Origin of the sequence: Clostridium tagluense, assembly GCF_003865095.1 — a bacterium.
Lineage (GTDB): Bacteria > Bacillota > Clostridia > Clostridiales > Clostridiaceae > Clostridium_AD > Clostridium_AD tagluense.
Map to the genome: position 1 here is coordinate 47,830 of NZ_BHYK01000013.1, position 20,205 is coordinate 68,034.

General features: G+C 30.5%; 16 protein-coding genes. 8 read left to right on the forward strand and 8 right to left on the reverse strand.

The window, feature by feature from the left end; translation table 11 throughout:
* The first annotated feature begins 13 nt into the window (after positions 1 to 13).
* On the forward strand, positions 14 to 652 hold the full coding sequence (gene deoC / locus Ctaglu_RS12745; RefSeq protein WP_125002225.1) for a deoxyribose-phosphate aldolase: 639 nt from the start codon (positions 14 to 16) through the stop codon (positions 650 to 652).
* Positions 653 to 713: 61 nt separating this feature from the next.
* Here deoC and brnQ read toward each other — a convergent pair whose 3' ends face one another.
* From brnQ to Ctaglu_RS12775, 6 genes are all read right to left on the reverse strand, one after another.
* Positions 714 to 2,015, reverse strand: a complete 1,302-nt coding sequence (brnQ, locus tag Ctaglu_RS12750) for a branched-chain amino acid transport system II carrier protein (RefSeq protein ID WP_125002227.1) — start codon at positions 2,013 to 2,015, stop codon at positions 714 to 716.
* Positions 2,016 to 2,298: 283 nt separating this feature from the next.
* Positions 2,299 to 3,642 carry a sigma-54-dependent transcriptional regulator gene (locus Ctaglu_RS12755; protein ID WP_125002229.1) on the reverse strand — a complete coding sequence of 448 codons (1,344 nt, stop codon included), beginning with the start codon at positions 3,640 to 3,642 and terminating at the stop codon, positions 2,299 to 2,301.
* Positions 3,643 to 3,652: 10 nt separating this feature from the next.
* Positions 3,653 to 5,680: a transporter substrate-binding domain-containing protein gene (locus Ctaglu_RS12760; RefSeq protein ID WP_125002231.1), complete on the reverse strand. Its 2,028-nt coding sequence runs from the start codon at positions 5,678 to 5,680 to the stop codon at positions 3,653 to 3,655.
* Between the two features lie 129 nt (positions 5,681 to 5,809).
* The gene (locus Ctaglu_RS12765) at positions 5,810 to 6,907 is read right to left on the reverse strand and encodes a WG repeat-containing protein (protein WP_125002233.1); all 1,098 of its coding nucleotides are present in this window, start codon (positions 6,905 to 6,907) and stop codon (positions 5,810 to 5,812) included.
* A gap of 132 nt (positions 6,908 to 7,039) precedes the next feature.
* The gene (locus Ctaglu_RS12770; protein ID WP_125002235.1) at positions 7,040 to 8,086 is read right to left on the reverse strand and encodes an HD-GYP domain-containing protein; all 1,047 of its coding nucleotides are present in this window, start codon (positions 8,084 to 8,086) and stop codon (positions 7,040 to 7,042) included.
* 91 nt (positions 8,087 to 8,177) lie between these two features.
* Entirely contained in the window at positions 8,178 to 9,782 is a 1,605-nt protein-coding gene (locus Ctaglu_RS12775) for an N-acyl-D-amino-acid deacylase family protein (RefSeq protein ID WP_125002237.1), read from the reverse strand.
* Positions 9,783 to 10,180: 398 nt separating this feature from the next.
* Here Ctaglu_RS12775 and Ctaglu_RS12780 point away from each other — a divergent pair, with 398 nt between their 5' ends.
* The 5 genes from Ctaglu_RS12780 (at position 10,181) to Ctaglu_RS12800 (ending at position 16,776) form a co-directional block, all read left to right on the forward strand.
* Positions 10,181 to 10,561: a response regulator gene (locus tag Ctaglu_RS12780; RefSeq protein WP_125002239.1), complete on the forward strand. Its 381-nt coding sequence runs from the start codon at positions 10,181 to 10,183 to the stop codon at positions 10,559 to 10,561.
* Positions 10,562 to 10,743: 182 nt separating this feature from the next.
* Positions 10,744 to 12,048 (forward strand): MATE family efflux transporter, encoded by a 1,305-nt coding sequence (locus tag Ctaglu_RS12785; protein WP_125002241.1) that lies wholly within the window; start codon positions 10,744 to 10,746, stop codon positions 12,046 to 12,048.
* Between the two features lie 203 nt (positions 12,049 to 12,251).
* Positions 12,252 to 13,073, forward strand: a complete 822-nt coding sequence (locus tag Ctaglu_RS12790; RefSeq protein ID WP_125002243.1) for a MerR family transcriptional regulator — start codon at positions 12,252 to 12,254, stop codon at positions 13,071 to 13,073.
* 241 nt (positions 13,074 to 13,314) lie between these two features.
* Positions 13,315 to 15,114 carry an N-acetylmuramoyl-L-alanine amidase gene (locus Ctaglu_RS12795; RefSeq protein WP_185732702.1) on the forward strand — a complete coding sequence of 600 codons (1,800 nt, stop codon included), beginning with the start codon at positions 13,315 to 13,317 and terminating at the stop codon, positions 15,112 to 15,114.
* Between the two features lie 33 nt (positions 15,115 to 15,147).
* Positions 15,148 to 16,776 (forward strand): tetratricopeptide repeat protein, encoded by a 1,629-nt coding sequence (locus tag Ctaglu_RS12800; RefSeq protein WP_125002247.1) that lies wholly within the window; start codon positions 15,148 to 15,150, stop codon positions 16,774 to 16,776.
* A gap of 25 nt (positions 16,777 to 16,801) precedes the next feature.
* Here the strand turns inward: Ctaglu_RS12800 and Ctaglu_RS12805 are convergent, their stop codons facing one another.
* Positions 16,802 to 17,446 carry an adenylate kinase gene (locus tag Ctaglu_RS12805; RefSeq protein ID WP_125002249.1) on the reverse strand — a complete coding sequence of 215 codons (645 nt, stop codon included), beginning with the start codon at positions 17,444 to 17,446 and terminating at the stop codon, positions 16,802 to 16,804.
* A gap of 479 nt (positions 17,447 to 17,925) precedes the next feature.
* Here Ctaglu_RS12805 and Ctaglu_RS12810 point away from each other — a divergent pair, with 479 nt between their 5' ends.
* A complete protein-coding gene (locus tag Ctaglu_RS12810) occupies positions 17,926 to 18,786 on the forward strand; it encodes a YitT family protein (RefSeq protein WP_125002251.1) in 861 nt (286 codons plus the stop codon).
* A 171-nt stretch (positions 18,787 to 18,957) separates the two neighbouring features.
* Here the strand turns inward: Ctaglu_RS12810 and Ctaglu_RS12815 are convergent, their stop codons facing one another.
* Positions 18,958 to 19,500 carry a GNAT family N-acetyltransferase gene (locus tag Ctaglu_RS12815; RefSeq protein ID WP_307720488.1) on the reverse strand — a complete coding sequence of 181 codons (543 nt, stop codon included), beginning with the start codon at positions 19,498 to 19,500 and terminating at the stop codon, positions 18,958 to 18,960.
* A 309-nt stretch (positions 19,501 to 19,809) separates the two neighbouring features.
* On the opposite strand from Ctaglu_RS12815, the gene Ctaglu_RS12820 reads away from it, so the two are divergent.
* Positions 19,810 to 20,193, forward strand: a complete 384-nt coding sequence (locus Ctaglu_RS12820) for a BlaI/MecI/CopY family transcriptional regulator (protein WP_125002255.1) — start codon at positions 19,810 to 19,812, stop codon at positions 20,191 to 20,193.
* Positions 20,194 to 20,205 lie beyond the last annotated feature (12 nt).

A 20,205-nucleotide genomic window follows, 5' to 3' on the forward strand; every position in this document is an offset into this window, starting at 1 on the left:
GGAGTTGTAAGAAATGAAAATATCTAAGTATATCGACCACACAATACTAAAACCAGAGGCAACCAAGAAGGATATTTTAAAAATTATTGAAGAGGCTAAAACTTATGATTTTGCTTCAGTTTGTATTAATACAAGTTGGGCTAAGCTTGCGCATGAACAATTGAAAGATTCAAATGTTAAGGTTTGCGTTGTTGTAGGGTTCCCACTAGGGGCAGCTTCTGTAGCTTCTAAAGTATATGAAACAAAGGTTGCTATTGAAGATGGCGCTGATGAAGTGGATATGGTTATCGCTATTGGACAACTTAAATCAGGCAATGATGATTATGTAAGAGATGAAATTAAGAAAGTTGTGGAAGCTTCTGGAGATAAACTAGTTAAAGTAATTATAGAGACATGTTTATTAACAGATGAGGAAAAAGTTAGAGCATGCATTTTAGCTAAAGAAGCTGGTGCAGGTTATGTAAAAACTTCTACTGGATTTTCAAAGGGTGGAGCAACAGCACAGGATGTTAAGCTAATGAGAGAAACTGTTGGATTTGATATGGGAGTTAAAGCCTCTGGAGGCATTCATACTAAAGAGGAAATGCAAGATATGATAAAAAATGGAGCTTCAAGAATTGGTGCAAGCTGTGGAATAGAGCTTGTAAAATAATTGTTTATGCAATAAAAAAACAACATTCTAGTAATAGAATGTTGTTTTTTTACTGATATATTTATGCTACTTCTGATTCTACTTTTACAGTATCATTTTTTGATTTCATTGAAATGTTGGCAATTACAAAAACTATTAAAGTAGGTAGAGCCCATGAGAATCCAGCACTGGATAGAGGAATATATTTAATGAATCCAATACTATTTGGATATATACCATTTATAGTATCTAAAATACTTACAGTTAGTGCTGTGTATGTAGTTATAGCAACAACTGTATTGTTTTTAACTTTATCACCAAGTAATGTAATAAGTATAAGAACAATTACAATTGGGTATAAAATTTGCAGCACAGGACCTGCGAGTGAAATTATAGCATCAACATTTTTTGTAGCTATTCCGCCACTTACTACAGCCATAACAACGGCAGCAGTTTTGTAAGATATTTTATTATTTGAAAGATTAGCAAAGAATTCTGCTCCACTTGCAAGTAAGCCTATAGCAGTTGTTAAGCATGCAAGAGCAACACATAAACTAAGAACAACTGCACCAATACTGCCTAGGTCTAACTGAACAAGTTTTGTAACTAACTCAGTCCTAGCTATGTTTGCTGGAAACAAAGTACTTGTTTGTGTTCCAAGATACATAAGTCCACCATATACAAAAGCCAGTCCTGCTACAGCAACTAGTGCTGATTTTATAGTCATCTTCATTATATCAGTTGCATTTTCATAACCTTTTGATCTAACAGATGAAATGATTATTCCTGCAAATATAACAGAAGCCATAGCATCCATTGTTTGATAACCTTCTATTAGAGCTTTTGAGAATCCACCTTCGTAAGATGTATTTACAATTGGTCCAATAGGATCTATTATTCCTTTAAATATAATTATAGCTAGCATTAATAAAAGTGCGGGTGTAAGTATTTTACCTATATTATCAATTATTGAAGAAGGTTTAAGCACAAATGCAAGTGTTATTGCAAAGTACAATATAACTATTACGCTTTGTGGCACAGATGGAAATAGAGGATGTACTCCAAGTTCGAAAGTTGTTGCAGCAGTTCTTGGAATTGCAAATAACGGTCCTATAACAAGAATTAAGGCTACACCGGTTATTGCAGCAAATTTTTTACCTACTCTATTGGCCATTTTGTCGTAAGTACCATTAATTTTGGCACAGGCAATTACTCCAGCTAGTGGAAGACCAACTCCTGTAATTAGAAAACCTGTTATGGATGCAAGAAATGCGCTTCCAGCAGCTTTTCCGAGGAATGGTGGAAAAATTAGGTTCCCTGCACCGAAAAACATTGCAAATAGTGCAAAACCTATAACAACTGCATGTTTTGTTGAATGTTTCATATAAGAATACCTCCAGATGAATAAATTTTTGTAATACATAGATTATTAATAAATGATTTGTGATTATTTCCTTTACTACTCTATGTAGCAATTACTATGCCGAAATCTTTTAATTTTCGAATTTTTCTGAAAAAAGTTTAAAACTCTAGTAAAAATTAGTGCGTATCTATATTTATCAGGATTATTTTTTAGAATGCAGTTGTAAATGTTTACTGTTGATTTCTATATTCATAATAAAACGGGAAATTTTTTTTCAACTAACCTGGAAAAAAATTTCCCGTTTTTACTTTTGTATCTCATATTCATTGACTTTATTTTGTAGCTGTCTTCGAGTGATACCTAATACTGTTGCTGTTTTTGTCATACTAAAGTTATTTTTGGCAAGGACTGCTTCTATGTATTTTTTTTCTATTGCAGACCTAAATGCTTTTAATGTTTGATCACCTTCACAGTCTGTAGCTGGAACTTCATGTATTAGCAAATCATCTTTTGATATTACACCATTTTCACTAAATACTACCAGCCTTTCGATTATGTTTTTAAATTCTCGTATATTGCCTGGATAGTCATACTGGTTTAAATATTCCCAAACTTCAGGCTCTATGGTGTGTATTTCCTTCTTCATTTGCATGGAGGCCTTAGCTATGAATTTACTAGCCAAACTATATATGTCTTCTTTATGTTCCCTTAAAGGGGGTATCTCAATGATGATGGTGTTGATTCTATAGTAAAAATCTTCTCTAAATAGTCCTTGGTCTATTAGTTTTACTATAGATTTATTGGTGGCGGTTATCAGTCTAAAGTCAACGGGGGTAGTTACGTTGCTACCTATTTTTTCTATTGCCCTCTCTTCAATAACTCTTAGTAATTTGATTTGTGTGGATAATGGCATGTCAGCTATCTCATCTAGAAATAAGGTTCCCGTGTTAGCTGATTCAAATCTACCAATTCGATTTTCAGTGGCACCAGTGAAAGCTCCCTTGCTATGTCCAAATAGTTCAGATTCTAATACACTTTCAGATAGCGCATGACAGTTCACCGCTATAAAGGGTTGATTTTTGCGCGGGCTCTGAGTATGGATGTAGTTTGCAAATACCTCTTTTCCTACTCCTGATTCACCAAGCAAAATGACGTTAACGGTGGTTTCAGCTACTTTTCGAGCCATATCTATAATTTTTTTGAATTCTTTATTTTCTGATTCAAGAAGAGAGTTTTCTTTTTTATCATATGTTTTAGAGTGTAGTTCTGATTTTTTGTACTCTTCATATACTTTTTCTATTTCGTCTATTAGTTCAACAGGATCATTTCCTTTTACAAAATAAGATAATGCTCCTTTTTTCATGGCGTCTACTGCGGTAGGTACAGTAGCATATGCAGTCATGACTATGACTTTGATATCTTTATTTAATTCTAATGTTTTTTCTAAAAGTTCTATGCCGTTCATTCCATTCATCATTAAATCAGTCACTACCATCTGATATTTTTTCTTCTTTATTTTCTCCATGGCATCTTCTGCTGAGCGTACTGTTTCTATGAGATATCCCTCAATTTCAAGTATTTTAGCTAGTCCTTTTGAGTATGCGGCTTCATCATCTACTATTAATATTCCAAAATTTTTATTCTTCATTTGTTATCTCCTATTTCAATATTAGTATGGGTCCCTGCATCTTTGTTGGAAGTGTGACTATAAACTTTGAGCCTTCCCCAATTTTACTTTCCACTCTAATAGTTCCCTCCATTTTTTGTACTTCGTTATAAACAATAAACAGCCCAAGTCCTGTGCCTTCGCTCACTTGCTTAGTGGTGTAGAATGGATCAAATAAGTACATTTGCGTATTTGAATTCATGCCTGTGCCTGTGTCAGATACTTCTATGATTATATTTTCAAGTTTTTTGAATGCTTTAACCTGAAGTATACCGCCTTGCTTCATGGCATCCCTGGCATTTGAAAAAAGATTTAGCAAGACATGTTTCAGTGATTCACTATATAGTTCTACTTCTAAATCTCTTTCCACATCTAACTTGAATTCTATATGTTTTTCCTGCAAGGCTTTTTTATTAAGTTCATAAAGATTTGATATGAAATCTTTGACTTGTATGCTATGCACTTTGTTATCAGAAAGCCTTGAGAAATTTAAAAGATTATCTATGATTTTATTGGCTCTAGTCACTGAAGTTTCTATTATATCTATTGCCTCTTTTTTATCTTCTTCTTTTTCCATACGCTTAAGTAAATAGGTATAGTTCCTAATGATTCCAAGAGGCGTCCTGATTTCGTGTGCAATGCCTGCAGCAAGCTGCCCTACAGCAGCCATTTTACTTGATTGTAGCATTCTTTGTTCTGAAAGTTTTAGATCAGTGATATCTTCCATCATGACAAGTACTCGCTCTCTAGTGTTTGGCACTTTATCTAACAGATAAGTTCTCACTTTAAATGTTCTATTTTGATATTCTACTGATTTTTCTATTGAAGTTCTAGTTTCAAATATATCTTTAATGAGGCAGACCTCACAGTTACTTCCTAGTATTCCGTTAACATTTTTGCAGTGCATATGTTTCACTTCATCTACGGTGTACCCTATATACTTGCAAAATGCTGTATTGGATTCTGACACGCAGCAGTCCTCGTTTACAACTACCATTAAATGAGTGGTAAGTCCATTGAATGTAGTCTCTAATTCATTTTTTGATATATTAAGTGCATTTGTTTGTTTTTTGACTTCTTTTTTTAATTCTCTGTTCCAGTAGTAAAAAAATAGTGCGATTAGCATTGCTAGGAGTATAGCATATTTAACTAAAAGCATATATTTTTCAGCATTTTTATTTTTCATGATTAGCGGTGATTTTCCAAACCATTTTTCATCTATTCTTTCCATAGTATTATCCTTTTGCAGCTGATATATTGCTTTGTTAATTATTTTTATTAATATTTCATTGCCTATTTTTACTCCTATTACCGCGTCTCTTTCGTACAAGTATTCATTTAGTATTGAATATTCGCGGCTGAGTCCTTCCCCAGTCAAATAATAGTTTATTACTGACTCATCCCCAAGGACCGCATCTACTTTACTATTTTGAAGTAGGCTAATAGCCTCTCTTAGATTGTCAGTTTTAACTCCACGTACATCAGTATAATTTTCAGCTAAATGATCAAATACATAGTCTCCTTTTATTGCCGCTATAGTTTTTCCTTTTAAATCTCGAGGTGTTTTTATACTAGTATTATCTTTTTTTGTTAATACAGACCCTCTTTGATAGTATATGGGGCTCGTAAATATAAAGTTGTGTGCGCGCTCAGTGGAAGCGTGCATATCACAAAAATCTATATCTCCTTTTTCAAGGGCCTTAAGGGCTTCATTCCAAATCATAGGTTTCATCTTTATTTTGACTCCTAGTTCTATAGAAAGAGCATTGATGTAATCTATTACGAGACCCTCATATTGTCCGCTATCAGGATTTAAATATCTTAGCGGTGGAGTAGTTTGATCTGATCCATATATCAAGTCTCCATGTTCTTTCAAATATGCTATTTCGGATGCATTTAGGCTATTGTCTGTTGTAAGATATTCGGCTATGCTCATGTTGTGCTCTATTTTAAAATAACTATTCGTAAATATAAGTACAGTCATTATAATTAAAAATCCTAATATATATTTTTTCTTCATTATTTTTTTCACCCTATATTATTATAACAGTGAATCTGTAAATTTGCTTAGCTTATTATTTTAAATATATAAAAAAATAGAAGTACCCATTTTGGATACCCCTATACACAATCTGCTTTGAGTTTTAGATTATTTAGTAAGAGGATTCATAATAAATCCCCATTTACCGCCAAGGTAAACCATTGCTAAGCCTTCACTAAAACTACCTGCAACATTAAATTGAGGTTTAATAAGGATTTTGCCAGTTTTATCAACAAATCCGTATTTGCCATCAACGCTAACAGTTGCTACATCCTCACTGAAAACATCTGCAAAGTCAAATTGAGGTTTACAAATGATTTTACCAGTTTTATCAATAAACCCATATTTACCATTAAGTTTAACCTTTGCTATCCCTTCATTGAAAAGATTTACCTCATCAAATTGAGGTTCACAAACGATTTTACCGGTTTTATCAATAAAGCCCCATTTATCATTAACACAAAGCTTTGCCAAATCTTCTTTGAAGTAGTCGGATTTACCAGAAAAATCAATGTTCAAACCTTCATTGGAATTATACATATTACCAAATTCATTTTTAACAACTAAATCAGTAATTTTACCGGTTTTAGTAGTAAATTTATAATTACTACCAACTTTAACTATTGCGAGACCTTCACTGAAATTACCTGTCTTATTAAAATTAGTTTTAATATCTGTATTACTGGTTCTATCAACTAATATACCTTTATCACCAAATATTGATAAACCTTCACTTAAATCATATATCAAGTTAAATTCAGGTTCAGAAACAATTTTACCGGTTTTGTCAACATATCCATATTTGCCACTGATTTTAACTTTTGCTAAACCATCGCTGAAATCATATAACTTATCAAATTGAGGTTCACAAACAATTTTACCGGTTTTGTCAATAAATCCATATTTGCCATCCACAGAAACTATTGCCAGGCCTTCGCTAAACTTATCTATAGTATTAAATTTAGTCTCACAAACAATTTTACCAGTTTTATCAATAAGTCCATATTTACCATCAACTCTAACTTTTGCTAAACCTTCACTGAAATCATATACCTTATCAAATTGAGGTTTAATGGCATATTTAAACTCTGCTGGAGTTGTTATTTTAGTTGTTGTTTGAGCAAATACCTCAATTTTAAATGTATTTACTAATAATATACTTAGCAAAAGTACAAAAAAAGTACTTGTTAGCATTTTTTTTCTCATTTTATTTCCCCCTAAATATAGTTTCTATTTGATAATAATACTAACATACCTATACTGTTAATTCAATCTTATTAATGCATCATTTTCCATAAATCAAAATATAATGTATACAATTTATAGGTCCTAAATTTTTTATAACATACTTGCAATTTTTAAATTATGTTCTTTAGATAAATCTAAATATTCAGAATCAATACAAACAATTGGTTTAGTAATAGCCTGTGGTGGGACATACACGATTTCGCCAATTTTACCATTGTTCAATAAAACTTTAGTACCTACATAACAAGTAGATATATTGGATAAAAAGGTATTAACTATATGTATATCAAAATTATTTATAGCTTGATTTTGGAGAATCTGAAAAGCTTCAAAGGGATTTACGCTTTTTCTATAAGACCTTTCAGAAGTTATTGAGGCATAGAAATTTGTAATAGCTATGATTTTGGAACATATACTCATTTCCGATCCACCTACGCCTGTTGGGTAACCTGAATTGTTTTCCCTTTCATGATGCATTAATACAGCTTCCTTGCTTTCTATTGAAAGACCATCTATATTTTTTATAATTTCAAAGCTATAGATAGGATGGTTTTTTATCTCTTCAAATTCATCAACTTCCAGTTTTCCTTTTTTATTTAGAATTACATTGGATATTTTTGTTTTACCAACATCATGAAGCAATGCGGCTTGTATAAGATTTATTATTTTACTTTCTGGTAGCAATAGCCACTTGCCCAATAACATTGCATATAATGACACATTTATACTATGGGTAAAAGTATCCTCATCTACAGATTTTAATTCATTTAGGCATTGAACAACATGATATTCATTGTTTATAGGTTCATATATTGAATTAGATATTAAGTTTATTTTTTCAATACTTGCATTATTTCCTTTAGTCAAATCATTTAATATTTGCCTGATTTCTAATACATTGCTTTTATATTTTTGCTTTAATTGTTTTAAATCATTGTCTTTATGTTTAATAGATTCGACCCTACAAGTTCCATAAATCCAAAGATAATCTATTTTAAAGGCAACTAGTTTATCCTTAATATAACTATTTATTGTAGTGTTTTCTACAACAATGGTTATCCCATACTTGCTTACAATTTTTTGTGCAATTATTTCACCAATTTCACAATCTAAAATAGCTATACATCTTTTTTCCATTTTACCCGCTCCCCAATTATATAATATTAGTATCATAAAATAATTTGAAGAATATTTGTAATTATACTATAATACTTATTTCTTTGAAATTCTACAAAAAATTATAAACTTTTCCATAGCCACGCTTACAAACAATGCTATCTCTTACTGCAATTTTACCATTTAATACAACAAATTTAATTCCTACAGGGGCCGTGGTAGGTTTGAAATAATTCTCAAAACCTTTGATTTCATTTAAATCAAATAAAACTATATCAGCAGTTTTACCTACAGCTATTTCTCCTATATTTTTAAGTCCTAAGGTTTTTGCAGGCAGATATGATATCTTATATATAGCGGTCTCAAGAGAAAGGGCCTTTTTATCTCGCACAAATTTACCTATAAAAAGTGGGTAGTTTCCATAAAGCCTGGGATGTGGATTTCCACCTGGTATACTGTCTGATCCTACCATTTGTAGTGGATGATTTATTAGTTTAATGGTATCCTCTTCCGAAAATACATTTAGAGTTACTACTGCTACCCCAAATTTTTCTTCCATAAGTAGTTGCAGCGCAAAATCTATGGGATCAATACCTAAATCTTTAGCAATGTTACCTACAGTCTTTCCAAGGTATTTTAAATTTTCCTTTTCTTTTACTGAAGTTATAAGTATGCCATCCCAACCTGTAATTAAGCTATAATTGTCCCAGCCACTATAATGAGTTTTAGGGCTTTTAAGTTCTTCTTTAAGTTTTAGGACAATTTTTTTATCTTTAAGCCTTTTACCCATTTCTTCACTTCCACCAGCAGTAATCCAGGGCGGTAAAAGCTGAGTCATAAGAGTACTTCCAGATAAATACAAATGTTCGTCAAAAGTTATTTTAATTCCATTAGCCAGTGCACTATCTATATAACTTATAAGATTTTTAGCATCACAACCCAAATCCTTTGAGTTATAAGACCTCAAGTGTGAAATGTGAAGACGTGCCTTAGACTGCTTTGCTATATAAATTATTTCCTCTAGAGCATTTGTTATAGTATCATCATGATTTCTAAGATGAACCATAACAATTCCATCATACTTAGCTATAATGCTACATATAGCTATTAATTCATCTTTTGTGCTGAAAATTCCAGGTAGGTATTGAAGTCCTATAGACATGCCAAAAGCACCAGCTTTCATAGCATCCTCTGCTATATTACACATGGTGTTAATCTCCTCTTTAGTTGCTATTCTACTATCAAAGTTCATAACACTCGATTTAATTGCTCCATGGGAAATTAGAATTGTAAAATTATTTTTTAGCTCTATTGAAGAAATTTGACGTATATAGTCATAAAGATTAGAGAAGCTCCAATTAAGTGAGGGGTCTCCAACTACTCCTCTTATATAGTTTTTCCATATGTTATTTTCTTTTTCAATACAAGGAACAACCCCTAAGCCACATTGTCCTACAAGCTCGGTGGTTACACCTTGCATTAGTTTTAAATTTTGTATTTTTTCATCCATAAAAGGTACTAAATCATTATGACTGTGCACATCAATAAACCCTGGGCAAACTACAAGTCCATTAGCATCAATAATTTCTAAGGCTTGTTCATCAATATTATTTTTGATTTTTATTACTTTTCCATCTTTTATTCCTAAACTTCCTTGATAAGAAGTATTACCTGTACCGTCTACTATACAACCATTTTTTATTATTATATCTAACATCTCGATTCATCCCCTTATTTAAAATATAATACTTTACATATTTTTATGCAATAAAAACTGTAGCAACCTTAGGAATTTCTACAAAACTATATAATAATTTTAGTAAAATGCATAATAGAATAAGTAAAGCGCATAACAAGGTTTATGTTGCTTAAATTACTGTAAGTTTGTCATTTTTTATACTTTTATGTATTGGTATGATATAATAGTTATAACTTTTTTTATTCTTTTTGAAATTCTATATTAATATTTTATTATAGTATACGATAAATATATTATAAGTAAGGGTTTTCTACTTTAGCAAAGAAAAGCTTCAGCGCAAGTCTAAATCGTCTTCTGAAGCTTTTAATATTACATATCAAAGGTAATGATTTAATATAACAAGGGGGAATTAAAAAATGAACAAAGAATCAAAGAATATTTTAATTATTGATGATTCTATAAGTATTAGAAACTTTATAAGGGGTATTTTAGAACAATCAGGTTATAGAATATATGAGGCATGTGATGGGGAAGAAGGTATAGAATTATTTAAAAGCATGGGAAATATTGATTTAGTAATTACTGATGTATATATGCCTAAAAAAACAGGAATAGAAGTGGTAATTGAACTGGGCAAGGAGTATAAGAATACAAAAATGATTGTACTTTCAGATGGTGGAAAATATAATTTTATTGATGAGTTAGGTTTGTGTGAGGCATTTGGAGCTATTTGTTTTATGAAGAAGGAGTTCGTGAAGGATTCTTTGGTTGAATTGGTAAATAGAGTGCTAAGATAAGTCAAATAAAAACATCCAATTTTGCAAAGCGAACTGGATGTCTTTATTATGTTAGTATACTTTTATCTGCTACTTCTATTTTTAGTAACACTTTTTCTTATTGAAAAAATAAGTTGACTCTATAGTAACAATATAGTTTATACTAGGAAAAGTGTGAAAATAATGAGAAAAGGTGGATATTTATGACGAAAAAGTTTTTCAAATACGCTGTTCCATCAGCAATCGCTATGTTTATTTCTTCAATGTATACAGTTATCGATGGAATATTCGTAGGTCAAGGTGTTGGAGATTCAGCATTAGCAGCAGTTAACATAGTGTTACCATTTACAGTTTTGTTATTTGGACTTGCTTCTATGTTTGCAATAGGTGGAGGAGCTCTAGTCTCTAAAAATTTCGGAGCAAACAATACTGAAAAGGCAGTAAATATATTTAGACAAGTGTTTAAGTTCTTATTAATACTTAGTATTGGAATAAGTATAATAGGTGCATTCTTTACAGAAGGAATAGTGAATTTGCTAGGAGCAACACAGAAATTGCAAACTATGTCCGTAGAGTATTTAAGGTTTTATGCACTATTTTGTATTCCTAATTTAGCAGGAATAGTTCTTAGTAGTTTTGTTAGAAATGATGGGAGACCGAAACTCGCAATGGTATCTACAATATGCGGTGCGGTAACCAATATAATATTAGATTATGTATTTATATTTCAACTTGGTTTTGGAATAAAAGGAGCAGCTATTGCTACTGGACTTGGTCAAATAGTTACAGTATGTATGTTATTACCTCATTTCTTAAAAGGAAAAGGTCAATTAACTTTTGGTAAGGTAAGACTTAATAAAGAAATTATTAAAGAGTTTTCACTAATAGGTTTCCCATCATTCTTTGCGCAAGCAAGTTATTCAATAATTGTGTTATTGCATAATATAGCTTTAGCAAAATATGTTGGGGACGTGGGGATTTCTGCATATAGTATAATAAATTATCTAACTACAAATATATATATGGTTCTTTACGGAATAACACTAGGAGTACAACCACTTTTAAGTTATAACTATGGAAGAAAAGATGCTGAGAAACTTATAGGATTCTTTAAAATAACCTGTATATCATCACTTTTGATAAGTGGAGCTTTTGTTATAACAAGTTTTGTTTTTGGACAGAACCTTATAGGAATATTTACATCAGATCCATATATAGCTAAACTCGCTTATAGGGCACTTAGAGTAGCAAGTTTTAGTTATTTTGTAGTAGGATTAAATCTAAATACTCTTGTATACTATCAAGCTATAGAAAAACCAATGTATTCAAATATAAGCTGCATATGTAGATCGGTTATTTTCTTGCCAATATGTTTATTTATATTTGGAAGTATGTTTGGAATAAATGGGATATGGATAAGCGCAACAGTATCTGAAAGTTTAACATTTATAACTATAAAATTAATTGCTAATGTAAAAACTTCCACACAAGCAGTTTTTGCTGAATAGACTTTCGGTGTTTAAATGAAAATAATAGTTTGAAAATTTCTTATAAAAAGGAAAAATAGTAGTATAATAATACTATGCCTAAAGTAATTTAGGCATAGTTTTTTATTTGCAAAAATTAAGTATGAATAAAGTATCTTAAAAAATAAATTAGCATAGGTACTAGTTATTTTATGAAAATTATTAAACACAAGTGAGGTGAGGATATGGGGACAAACTTTTCAATAGGAGAAATGTCAAAGTTACAAAATCTATCAATTCAAACATTGCGATATTATGATAAAGTTGGACTACTAAAACCGTCATATATAAATGAAAAGAGCAGATACAGATATTATTCTGCTAAGCACTTAGTAATACTTGATTTAATAAAACAGTGTAAGGCTATGGGTTTATCCTTAGAGGAGATAAAGGAATTAATAGAAAATTATACTTCATTTGATTCTATACTTAATATAATAAGTAAGCAAAAGGAAATGATAGATACTAAAATAAAAGAATTAACCATAGTGAAAAATAATATTAATTTTTTGGAGCAGCGTATAAAAAATTCTTTAGAAGAAGGCATTGACCATGTTTTTATTAAATATAATCAAGAAAGAAAATTTATTAAATATAATAATACAAAAAGGTATACAGAAGAGTTTGAAATAAATTTAAGTGAAATATTAGTATCTATGGAACAGAAGTATAGCAGTTCAAATAAAGAACTTGCTTTTGCTGTATCCTATGAAGACATAAAAAAATATGATGAACTAATATATAATAATATGTTAATTAGTGTTTCGGAATCTATTACAAATGATGATAATAATTTAATAACTTTGCCAAAGGGCGAATATATAACATTAAATTTTGATGATGATTATAAGGATACAAGTAAGTATTATAAAACTCTTATTGAGTATATGGATAAAAATAATGTTGAAGTAAGTGGAGATTTTTATGAAGTATATATAATGACTAGAGTTGGGAATGATGGTAAGGAAAGATCTTTAGGACAAATTCAAATATTAAAGAAAAAATAAGGGCACTGACGGGAACTTGTAATTGGGACAAGTATACAATTAGAAAAATATAATGGCAGGAATTGTTTATCCCAAATTGAAACGAATAGTTAAAACAAACGTATTATAAAGTGGAAGAATATTTTATAAGACTACTGAGTATCAAGCAATTTCACATTTATAATTTACATTCATATTTAAGATTATTCAAATGATGATATAATAATTAAATATGAAAACTATAAAGATTTGGAGGAGTTATATGAAAAACATTTTTAAAACATTTATAATTATGGTCGTAACTTTTGCATTGTGTATACCTATGCAAATAATAGTAAGGGCTAGTACATTTACAGATATGGGTTCTAAAAAGGATGTGGTAGTTAATAAACCTTGGACAGTGAGTTTTAATAAACCTTTGAGTGCTACTACTGTGAATACTACAAACATTAAGATGGTTGGAGAAAATAATAAATACATAGATATTAAAGTTAGTTTAGCTAATAGTAATAAAAATGTGTTAGTTGAACCAGTGAAAAACTATGAATATAATAAGACATATACTTTGATAGTGACAAATCAGGTTAATTCTGCTGACGGAAAATCTCTTCCCAGTGAAGTTAGAATGAATTTTACTACTAAAAGTGCCCCTACAAAACCAAGTGAGTTCACTGTATGTATAGACCCAGGTCAGTACTATAAAGCAATTACTGGCATAAATGGTGTTAAGGCTAAGGATATAAATTTAAGTACAGCGTTAAAATTAGGTAACATACTAAAAACAAGAGGGTTTAACGTAGTATACACAAGAAACAGTGATTCAGTATCTTGGAATCAGAGTGATGAGGATGATGCAAAAGCTAAAATTGCTTCTACTGCAAAAGCGGATCTATTTTTAAGTATAAACACTAATTCTTATACTTCAAATACTCCGAAAGGAATTGAAACATATTACAAACCTGGTGTTAGTAATAATAAGATGCTGGCGACTTCAATTCAAGATGAATTAATGAAAGCAACACAAGCTACTAATAGGAGCATAAAAGAAGCAAGTAACGAAGCAAACTTAGGAATATTAAATAAGGTAAGTTGCCCCGCAGTAGTTTTGGAATTAGGGTTCCTGACCAATCCAGATGAAGAGATATTATTAAGTAGTGCAGAATATCAAAATAATGAGGCAAAAGCTATAGCTAATGGATCAATGAACTATGCGGGGTTTGCGAATTCCGATACTAATTACGATTCTATTTTTAAAGTATCTTCAGTTGGAGATATAAAGACCAACATAGAACAAGGTGGTAAATATATCTTCCCTAAAACGGTACAAGCTACTATGAGTAATAACTCCAAAAAAGATGTAGATGTAGTTTGGAATAGTAATTCACTAGATACAAGCAAGGTTGGAATGTACACATTTCAAGGAACTATTAAAGACAGTACTATAAAAGTTAATTTAGTAGTAAATGTAATAGCAACTACCCAAAAAAAATACAAAGTAGTTTTAGATGCAGGGCATGGAGGATATGATCCCGGAGCAACAGGACCAACGGGAATTAATGAGAAGGACATAACACTTGCAATTACTTTAAAGGTTGGAAGTATATTAATTAAGAATGGTGTTGAGACAGTATACACAAGAACTAGTGATAATATAGCTTGGTCCACAAATGAAGCTCAAAATCTTCAAGCAAGATGTGATATATCTAATGCAGCTAAACCAGATTATTTTGTAAGTATTCATGAGAATAGCTTTTCAGCTCTAACAGCTAGTGGCATTGAGACTTATTATTTCAGTGGTAGTGTAGCTGGACAAAAGCTGGCTCAAGCTGTACAAACCGAACTAATCAAAGAAACTGGAAGAGTAGATAGGGGTCTTAAAACTACTACTGGTTTATATGTTATAAAAAATGTAGATGCTACTTCTATACTGGTGGAGACGTCATTCATTTCTAATCCAGAAGAAGAAAAACTATTAACTACAGATGCATATCAATATAAATTAGCTAAGGCGATTGCAACAGGTATTCTTAAGAGTTTAGGAATAAGTAATATAGTATTTTAAATCATTTTATTTTTCTATTTAGGGGGAATTGTTTTGTCAAACAAAATTAAACAGTACAATATTCATAGAGACCTTGAGACAACAAGTGAGGAGCATACCGATGTTATAATCGAAGCTGAAAAACAATTATCACAATCCATGCTATGGAAGCTGCAGAAAGATTTTTTCTCAAATCAGGGTCCAGAAGCCTGGACCCGCGGAATTGTGCCTCAATATATAACTACTAATCCTTATATAGCAAATTTATATGCTAAAACTATATTTGGATATTGCAGAGATTATGTTACAAGAACTGATATAGATAAAGACTCTACTATATACATAATGGAGCTTGCGTCAGGGGTAGGTCGATTTACCTATACTTTCCTTAAAAGATTCTTACATATAATAGAAAATTCTTCTCTAAAAGGGTTGAAATTTAAATATATAGTAACTGATTTTTCTGAAAAAAACATTGAGTATTGGCAAAACCATAGCTTTTTAAAACCCTATTTTGATTGTGGAATACTTGACTGTGCAACCTTCGATATAGCTAAAGATGATCAGCTTAAATTAAGAAACAGTGGTGAAATTTTAGCCCGCGGAAAGCTTAAAAACCCTTTGATCTTAATCGCTAATTACACCTTTGACAGTCTTCCACAAGATACCTTTTATGTAAACAAGGGAGAAATTTTTGAAGGTTTGATTACAGTAACTTCTCCAAAAGTAAAGGCTGATGCTGAAGACAAATCCATACTGGCTGGCTTAGATTATTACTATACAGACAACCAAATCCAAGGTAAAAATTATTACGAAGATGATAATTTTAATGATATCCTTGTATATTATAAAAATCACTTGGAAGATACATCCTTTTCACTTCCAATAATGGCTATGAGATGTATTTCTAGATTAAAAAGATTATTTAATGATGACATAATTTTAATTTCTGCGGATAAAGGTTATAAAGATGAAAAGGCTATGCTTAAAAATTCTCATCCATTTTTATCAAAACACGGATGTATTTCTATGACTGTTAACTTTCATTCATTGGAACAGTATTTTAAAAATATTGGTGGGAAAGCCATTCATAGCATATATGAACATGAAAATATAAACATGTCTTTGTTTGTATTAACAAACAGTTCTCATAATTTCGTAGAAACCACAATGGCATATAATGAGATTATTGAAAGTATAGGACCAGATGATTTTTATATTTTAAAAAAAGCAGTGGTGCCTCTAAGTGAATCTCTAGAGACTAAAGAGATACTAACCTTTCTTCGATTTACTGTATGGGATGCAAGAACATTTCAAGAAGTTTATAACATACTACTTGAAAGAATAGATACGGAAGAAAATTTTCCGACTGAAGAATTGATTATGGTAATGAATAAAGTTTGGGAGCACTATTTTCCTATTGGTGAAGAGGGGGATTTAGCATACTATATAGGCTTATTGTTTAGTTATATTGGTAATGATAATGATGCTTTAAGATTTTTTCAATATTCATATGAATTATATGGTGCTACGTCTGAAATCTATTATAGGATTGGAGTTTGCTTTTATAATCTAAGAAAAATTGAAAAAGCGCTAGAGTACACAGAAAAATCATTGGCCTTAGACCCAATTTTCAAAGAGAGCATAACACTTAAAAGTTTAGTCCAAGACCAAATAAGTTAAAACATTGAAGAGCTATTAAAATATATTAATTATCTAGTATTAAAAAGATATTTTTTGAAACGGTAAGTATATCATCTCTACCATCAACTGTAGATAAAAAATGATTAGTTTTATAATAATCTATTAGAGGATGGGTCTGAGTAGTATAAACATTAAGTCTTTCCTTAACCGTTTCTTCATTATCATCATTTCTTTGAATTAATTTCCCACTACAAAAGTCACAGATACCTAATTCTTCCGGTGGATTAAATTTTATATGATAACTTGATCCACAGGAAGAACATATCCTTCGTCCAATGTTTCTTTCAAGTATAAACCCTGTAGGAACATCGATTAGAAGTACAACATCCAAGGTATTATTAATACTTTGGAGAAATTTAGCAAGTTCCTCTGCTTGAAAAACTGTCCTTGGAAATCCATCTAATAGAAAGCCATCTTTGCAATCCTCTCTCACTAGTCTATCTTCAACTACTTGAATAGTCAGATCATCAGGCACTAACTGTCCCTTATCAATATATTTTTTTGCTTGTACACCAAGTGGAGTACAGGTTGAAATGTTCATTCTAAAAATATCTCCAGTTGATAGATGGGGTATGTTGTATTTCTCACATATTAGATTTGCTTGAGTACCTTTTCCAGCTCCAGGGGCACCTAATAAAATCATTCTCAAAATAACACCTGCTACCTAAAATTGTAACAAACAACTTTAGCACTCTATTCGTTAAATAGAATGGTGGGGTTAGCGGATATTGCTTAACCACAGTGCAGGTTTTTCACCTACCTTTCCTTTTGTATTTTTTAAAAAATAGCATATACTAATTATATAATATATTTAATAAATTACCAAATGAGATTTTACTACATAACATCTAATGACTTGAAATTATCCCTAGCATATATATATGTCTGATGGTGGTGGAAAAATGTTAAAATTTATCTATTTTCAAGTTCAATAAATTCTTCAGAGAATGTTTGTAAATTAAAGTCTGTATTTATATAAACTTCTTTTTCTGCAATCCCTTCACAATATGCTATTGTTATGGCACAATGTAAGAAGTAGGTTAATATTCATTGTGTTTTCACAAATATCTATAAAAATAATATTATAAAAGTCTGAAAAGTAGATTTTATTCGAAGGGTGGAAACGAAATGATTAAATATTTAAATAAAAGTATAGTTAAGAATGTTCTTTTTATACTACTAGGAAGTTTGATATCTTCACTTGCAATTAATTTGTTTATATCCAAAGCAAAGCTTTTAAGTGGTGGTGCTTCTGGGATATCTTTAATTATTCAATATTTGTTTAAATTTCCTGCTGGATATTCGATTTTGCTATTAAACATTCCACTATTAATATTAAGCTATAAATTCCTTAACAAAAGATTTACTATTCTTACGTTTATAGGCACAATATCATTTTCAATGTTTTTAATTTTAACAGCTCCATTAAAAGGAGTTATTGATACAACGGATACATTGTTATTATGTCTATACGGGGGAGCACTAAATGGAATTGGCATAGGAATAGTATTCAGCAATCACGGTTCCGCAGGAGGACTTAATATTATTTCCGCTCTTATAAAGGTGAAACATGATAATTATAAAATAGGACAAATATCATTTTATATTAATATTATAATTGTTGTCATCGCTACATTCTTTTTTGGAGTAACCAGTGCATTATATACTATAGTGGCTATGTTTATAACGGCTGAAGTTACTGATAGAATAATAATTGGAATAGGTAAACAAAAATTAGTGCTTATTATTACTGTAAAAGAGAAAGAAATTTGTAGTGGAATCCTATATAAAATGCACAGAGGAGTTACTTTTTTATATGGGCAAGGTGGGTATACTGGTAAGAGGGAAAAAATATTATTTTGCACAGTACCACTTCATCAGATTCCAGAATTGAAATTAATTATTAAAGAAATAGACAATGATGCATTTATGATAACAGTTGATGCCTCTGAAGTAAGGGGAAAGGGGTTTAAAAACGATTTAATATAAAATATTATTATTAGTGATCATAATTATGGTACCAGCCTTGCAGGTACAAAAAAGAGAGATTATATCTTTATTAGATATAATCTCTCTAATCTATTTTTTAGGTGGAAATCTTGTGTTAAAGAATGACAAGCAGGCTTTGTAGGATTTATCTTTAATATTGGGTAGAATAGCCTAAAGAATCATTCCCATTACAATTGTATTACCATAAACGCCATTTACATAAGTATCATTTTTTAGTGTACCTTCTACTTGAAATCCAACTTTCTTATATAATTCCATGGCTCTATAATTATTTTCACTAGTTACAAGGCTTATCTTTTTAGTGATTCCATTTGCATTTGCCCATATTATAAGATTAACCATAATTTTTCTACCAAGCCCCAGCTTGCAATATTGCGCTGCTATAACTATTCCAAATTCGCCAACATGCTTAAACCTAGACTTGGAACTAGAATTAATTGTGGCTATACCCATTATTTTATTATCGATTTCTGCAAGTAATATTATTGAATTATCTTCCTTTCTGGTAGTTTCTAAGAAACTCTCGTAATCAGTTAAATCCTTTATAAATTCATTTTTCCCAAAGGAAAGAAAGTCAGTTTCTCCACCTACTAGATTATAAAAAGCTATCATAAGCTTTGCATCTTCTTTTGAAGCCTCTCTAATAGTAACTTCTTTTCCATTCTTTAAATATATTTTTTTTATATAAATCAGCTCCTTTTAGTTTTTAAACTGTAGTTGCAATATTTTTATGCCCTGTGCTGCTTTTTATATTTAAACAAATTAGACATCTCAAATTTATTTAAATATAGAGAAGCCAATTAAGAATTATTATATCATATTTTTGATGAACAGCAAAAAAGACCTTTAGTCATTGAAAAACTTCTGTTTACTATTAAGAATATATAGCCTTGTTATGAAAATTGTAAAATAATTATAAATTATATTGACAATTACATATTACACATGTAATATATGGTGAGTCCAAGATAATATATATCTGAAATAAAAGGAGATGAGAAAATGGCAGATGTATCTAAAATATCAAATTCAGAATGGGAAATAATGAAGTATGCTTGGGGTAATGTTCCTTGTACTGCTAATGAGATTGTTGATGCTTTAAGTAAAATTACTGATTGGAAGTCAAATACTATTAGAACTTTAATAAATCGTTTAATTAAAAAGGAAGTTTTAGGTTATAAAATAGATGAAAAGGATAAAAAAACATATTATTATTTTCCGCTATTATCAGAAAATGAGTGTATAAAAGCTGAAAGTGACTCTTTTATAAAGCGTGTGTTTAATGGTTCTTTAAATGGTATGATTGCTAATTTCTTAAATGAATCAGAATTATCTGATGAGGATATTGAGGAATTGAAAAATATTCTTGATAAAAAGAAAGGGTAAATTGGTGTGGTT

What these genes read in the sequence shown, in the direction of transcription:
- deoC (WP_125002225.1), top strand. Translation starts at nt 14, where the DNA reads ATGAAAATATCTAAGTATATCGACCACACAATACTAAAACCAGAGGCA.
- brnQ (WP_125002227.1), bottom strand. Translation starts at nt 2,015, where the DNA reads ATGAAACATTCAACAAAACATGCAGTTGTTATAGGTTTTGCACTATTT.
- Ctaglu_RS12755 (WP_125002229.1), bottom strand. Translation starts at nt 3,642, where the DNA reads ATGAAGAATAAAAATTTTGGAATATTAATAGTAGATGATGAAGCCGCA.
- Ctaglu_RS12760 (WP_125002231.1), bottom strand. Translation starts at nt 5,680, where the DNA reads ATGAAGAAAAAATATATATTAGGATTTTTAATTATAATGACTGTACTT.
- Ctaglu_RS12765 (WP_125002233.1), bottom strand. Translation starts at nt 6,907, where the DNA reads ATGAGAAAAAAAATGCTAACAAGTACTTTTTTTGTACTTTTGCTAAGT.
- Ctaglu_RS12770 (WP_125002235.1), bottom strand. Translation starts at nt 8,086, where the DNA reads ATGGAAAAAAGATGTATAGCTATTTTAGATTGTGAAATTGGTGAAATA.
- Ctaglu_RS12775 (WP_125002237.1), bottom strand. Translation starts at nt 9,782, where the DNA reads ATGTTAGATATAATAATAAAAAATGGTTGTATAGTAGACGGTACAGGT.
- Ctaglu_RS12780 (WP_125002239.1), top strand. Translation starts at nt 10,181, where the DNA reads ATGAACAAAGAATCAAAGAATATTTTAATTATTGATGATTCTATAAGT.
- Ctaglu_RS12785 (WP_125002241.1), top strand. Translation starts at nt 10,744, where the DNA reads ATGACGAAAAAGTTTTTCAAATACGCTGTTCCATCAGCAATCGCTATG.
- Ctaglu_RS12790 (WP_125002243.1), top strand. Translation starts at nt 12,252, where the DNA reads ATGGGGACAAACTTTTCAATAGGAGAAATGTCAAAGTTACAAAATCTA.
- Ctaglu_RS12795 (WP_185732702.1), top strand. Translation starts at nt 13,315, where the DNA reads ATGAAAAACATTTTTAAAACATTTATAATTATGGTCGTAACTTTTGCA.
- Ctaglu_RS12810 (WP_125002251.1), top strand. Translation starts at nt 17,926, where the DNA reads ATGATTAAATATTTAAATAAAAGTATAGTTAAGAATGTTCTTTTTATA.
- Ctaglu_RS12820 (WP_125002255.1), top strand. Translation starts at nt 19,810, where the DNA reads ATGGCAGATGTATCTAAAATATCAAATTCAGAATGGGAAATAATGAAG.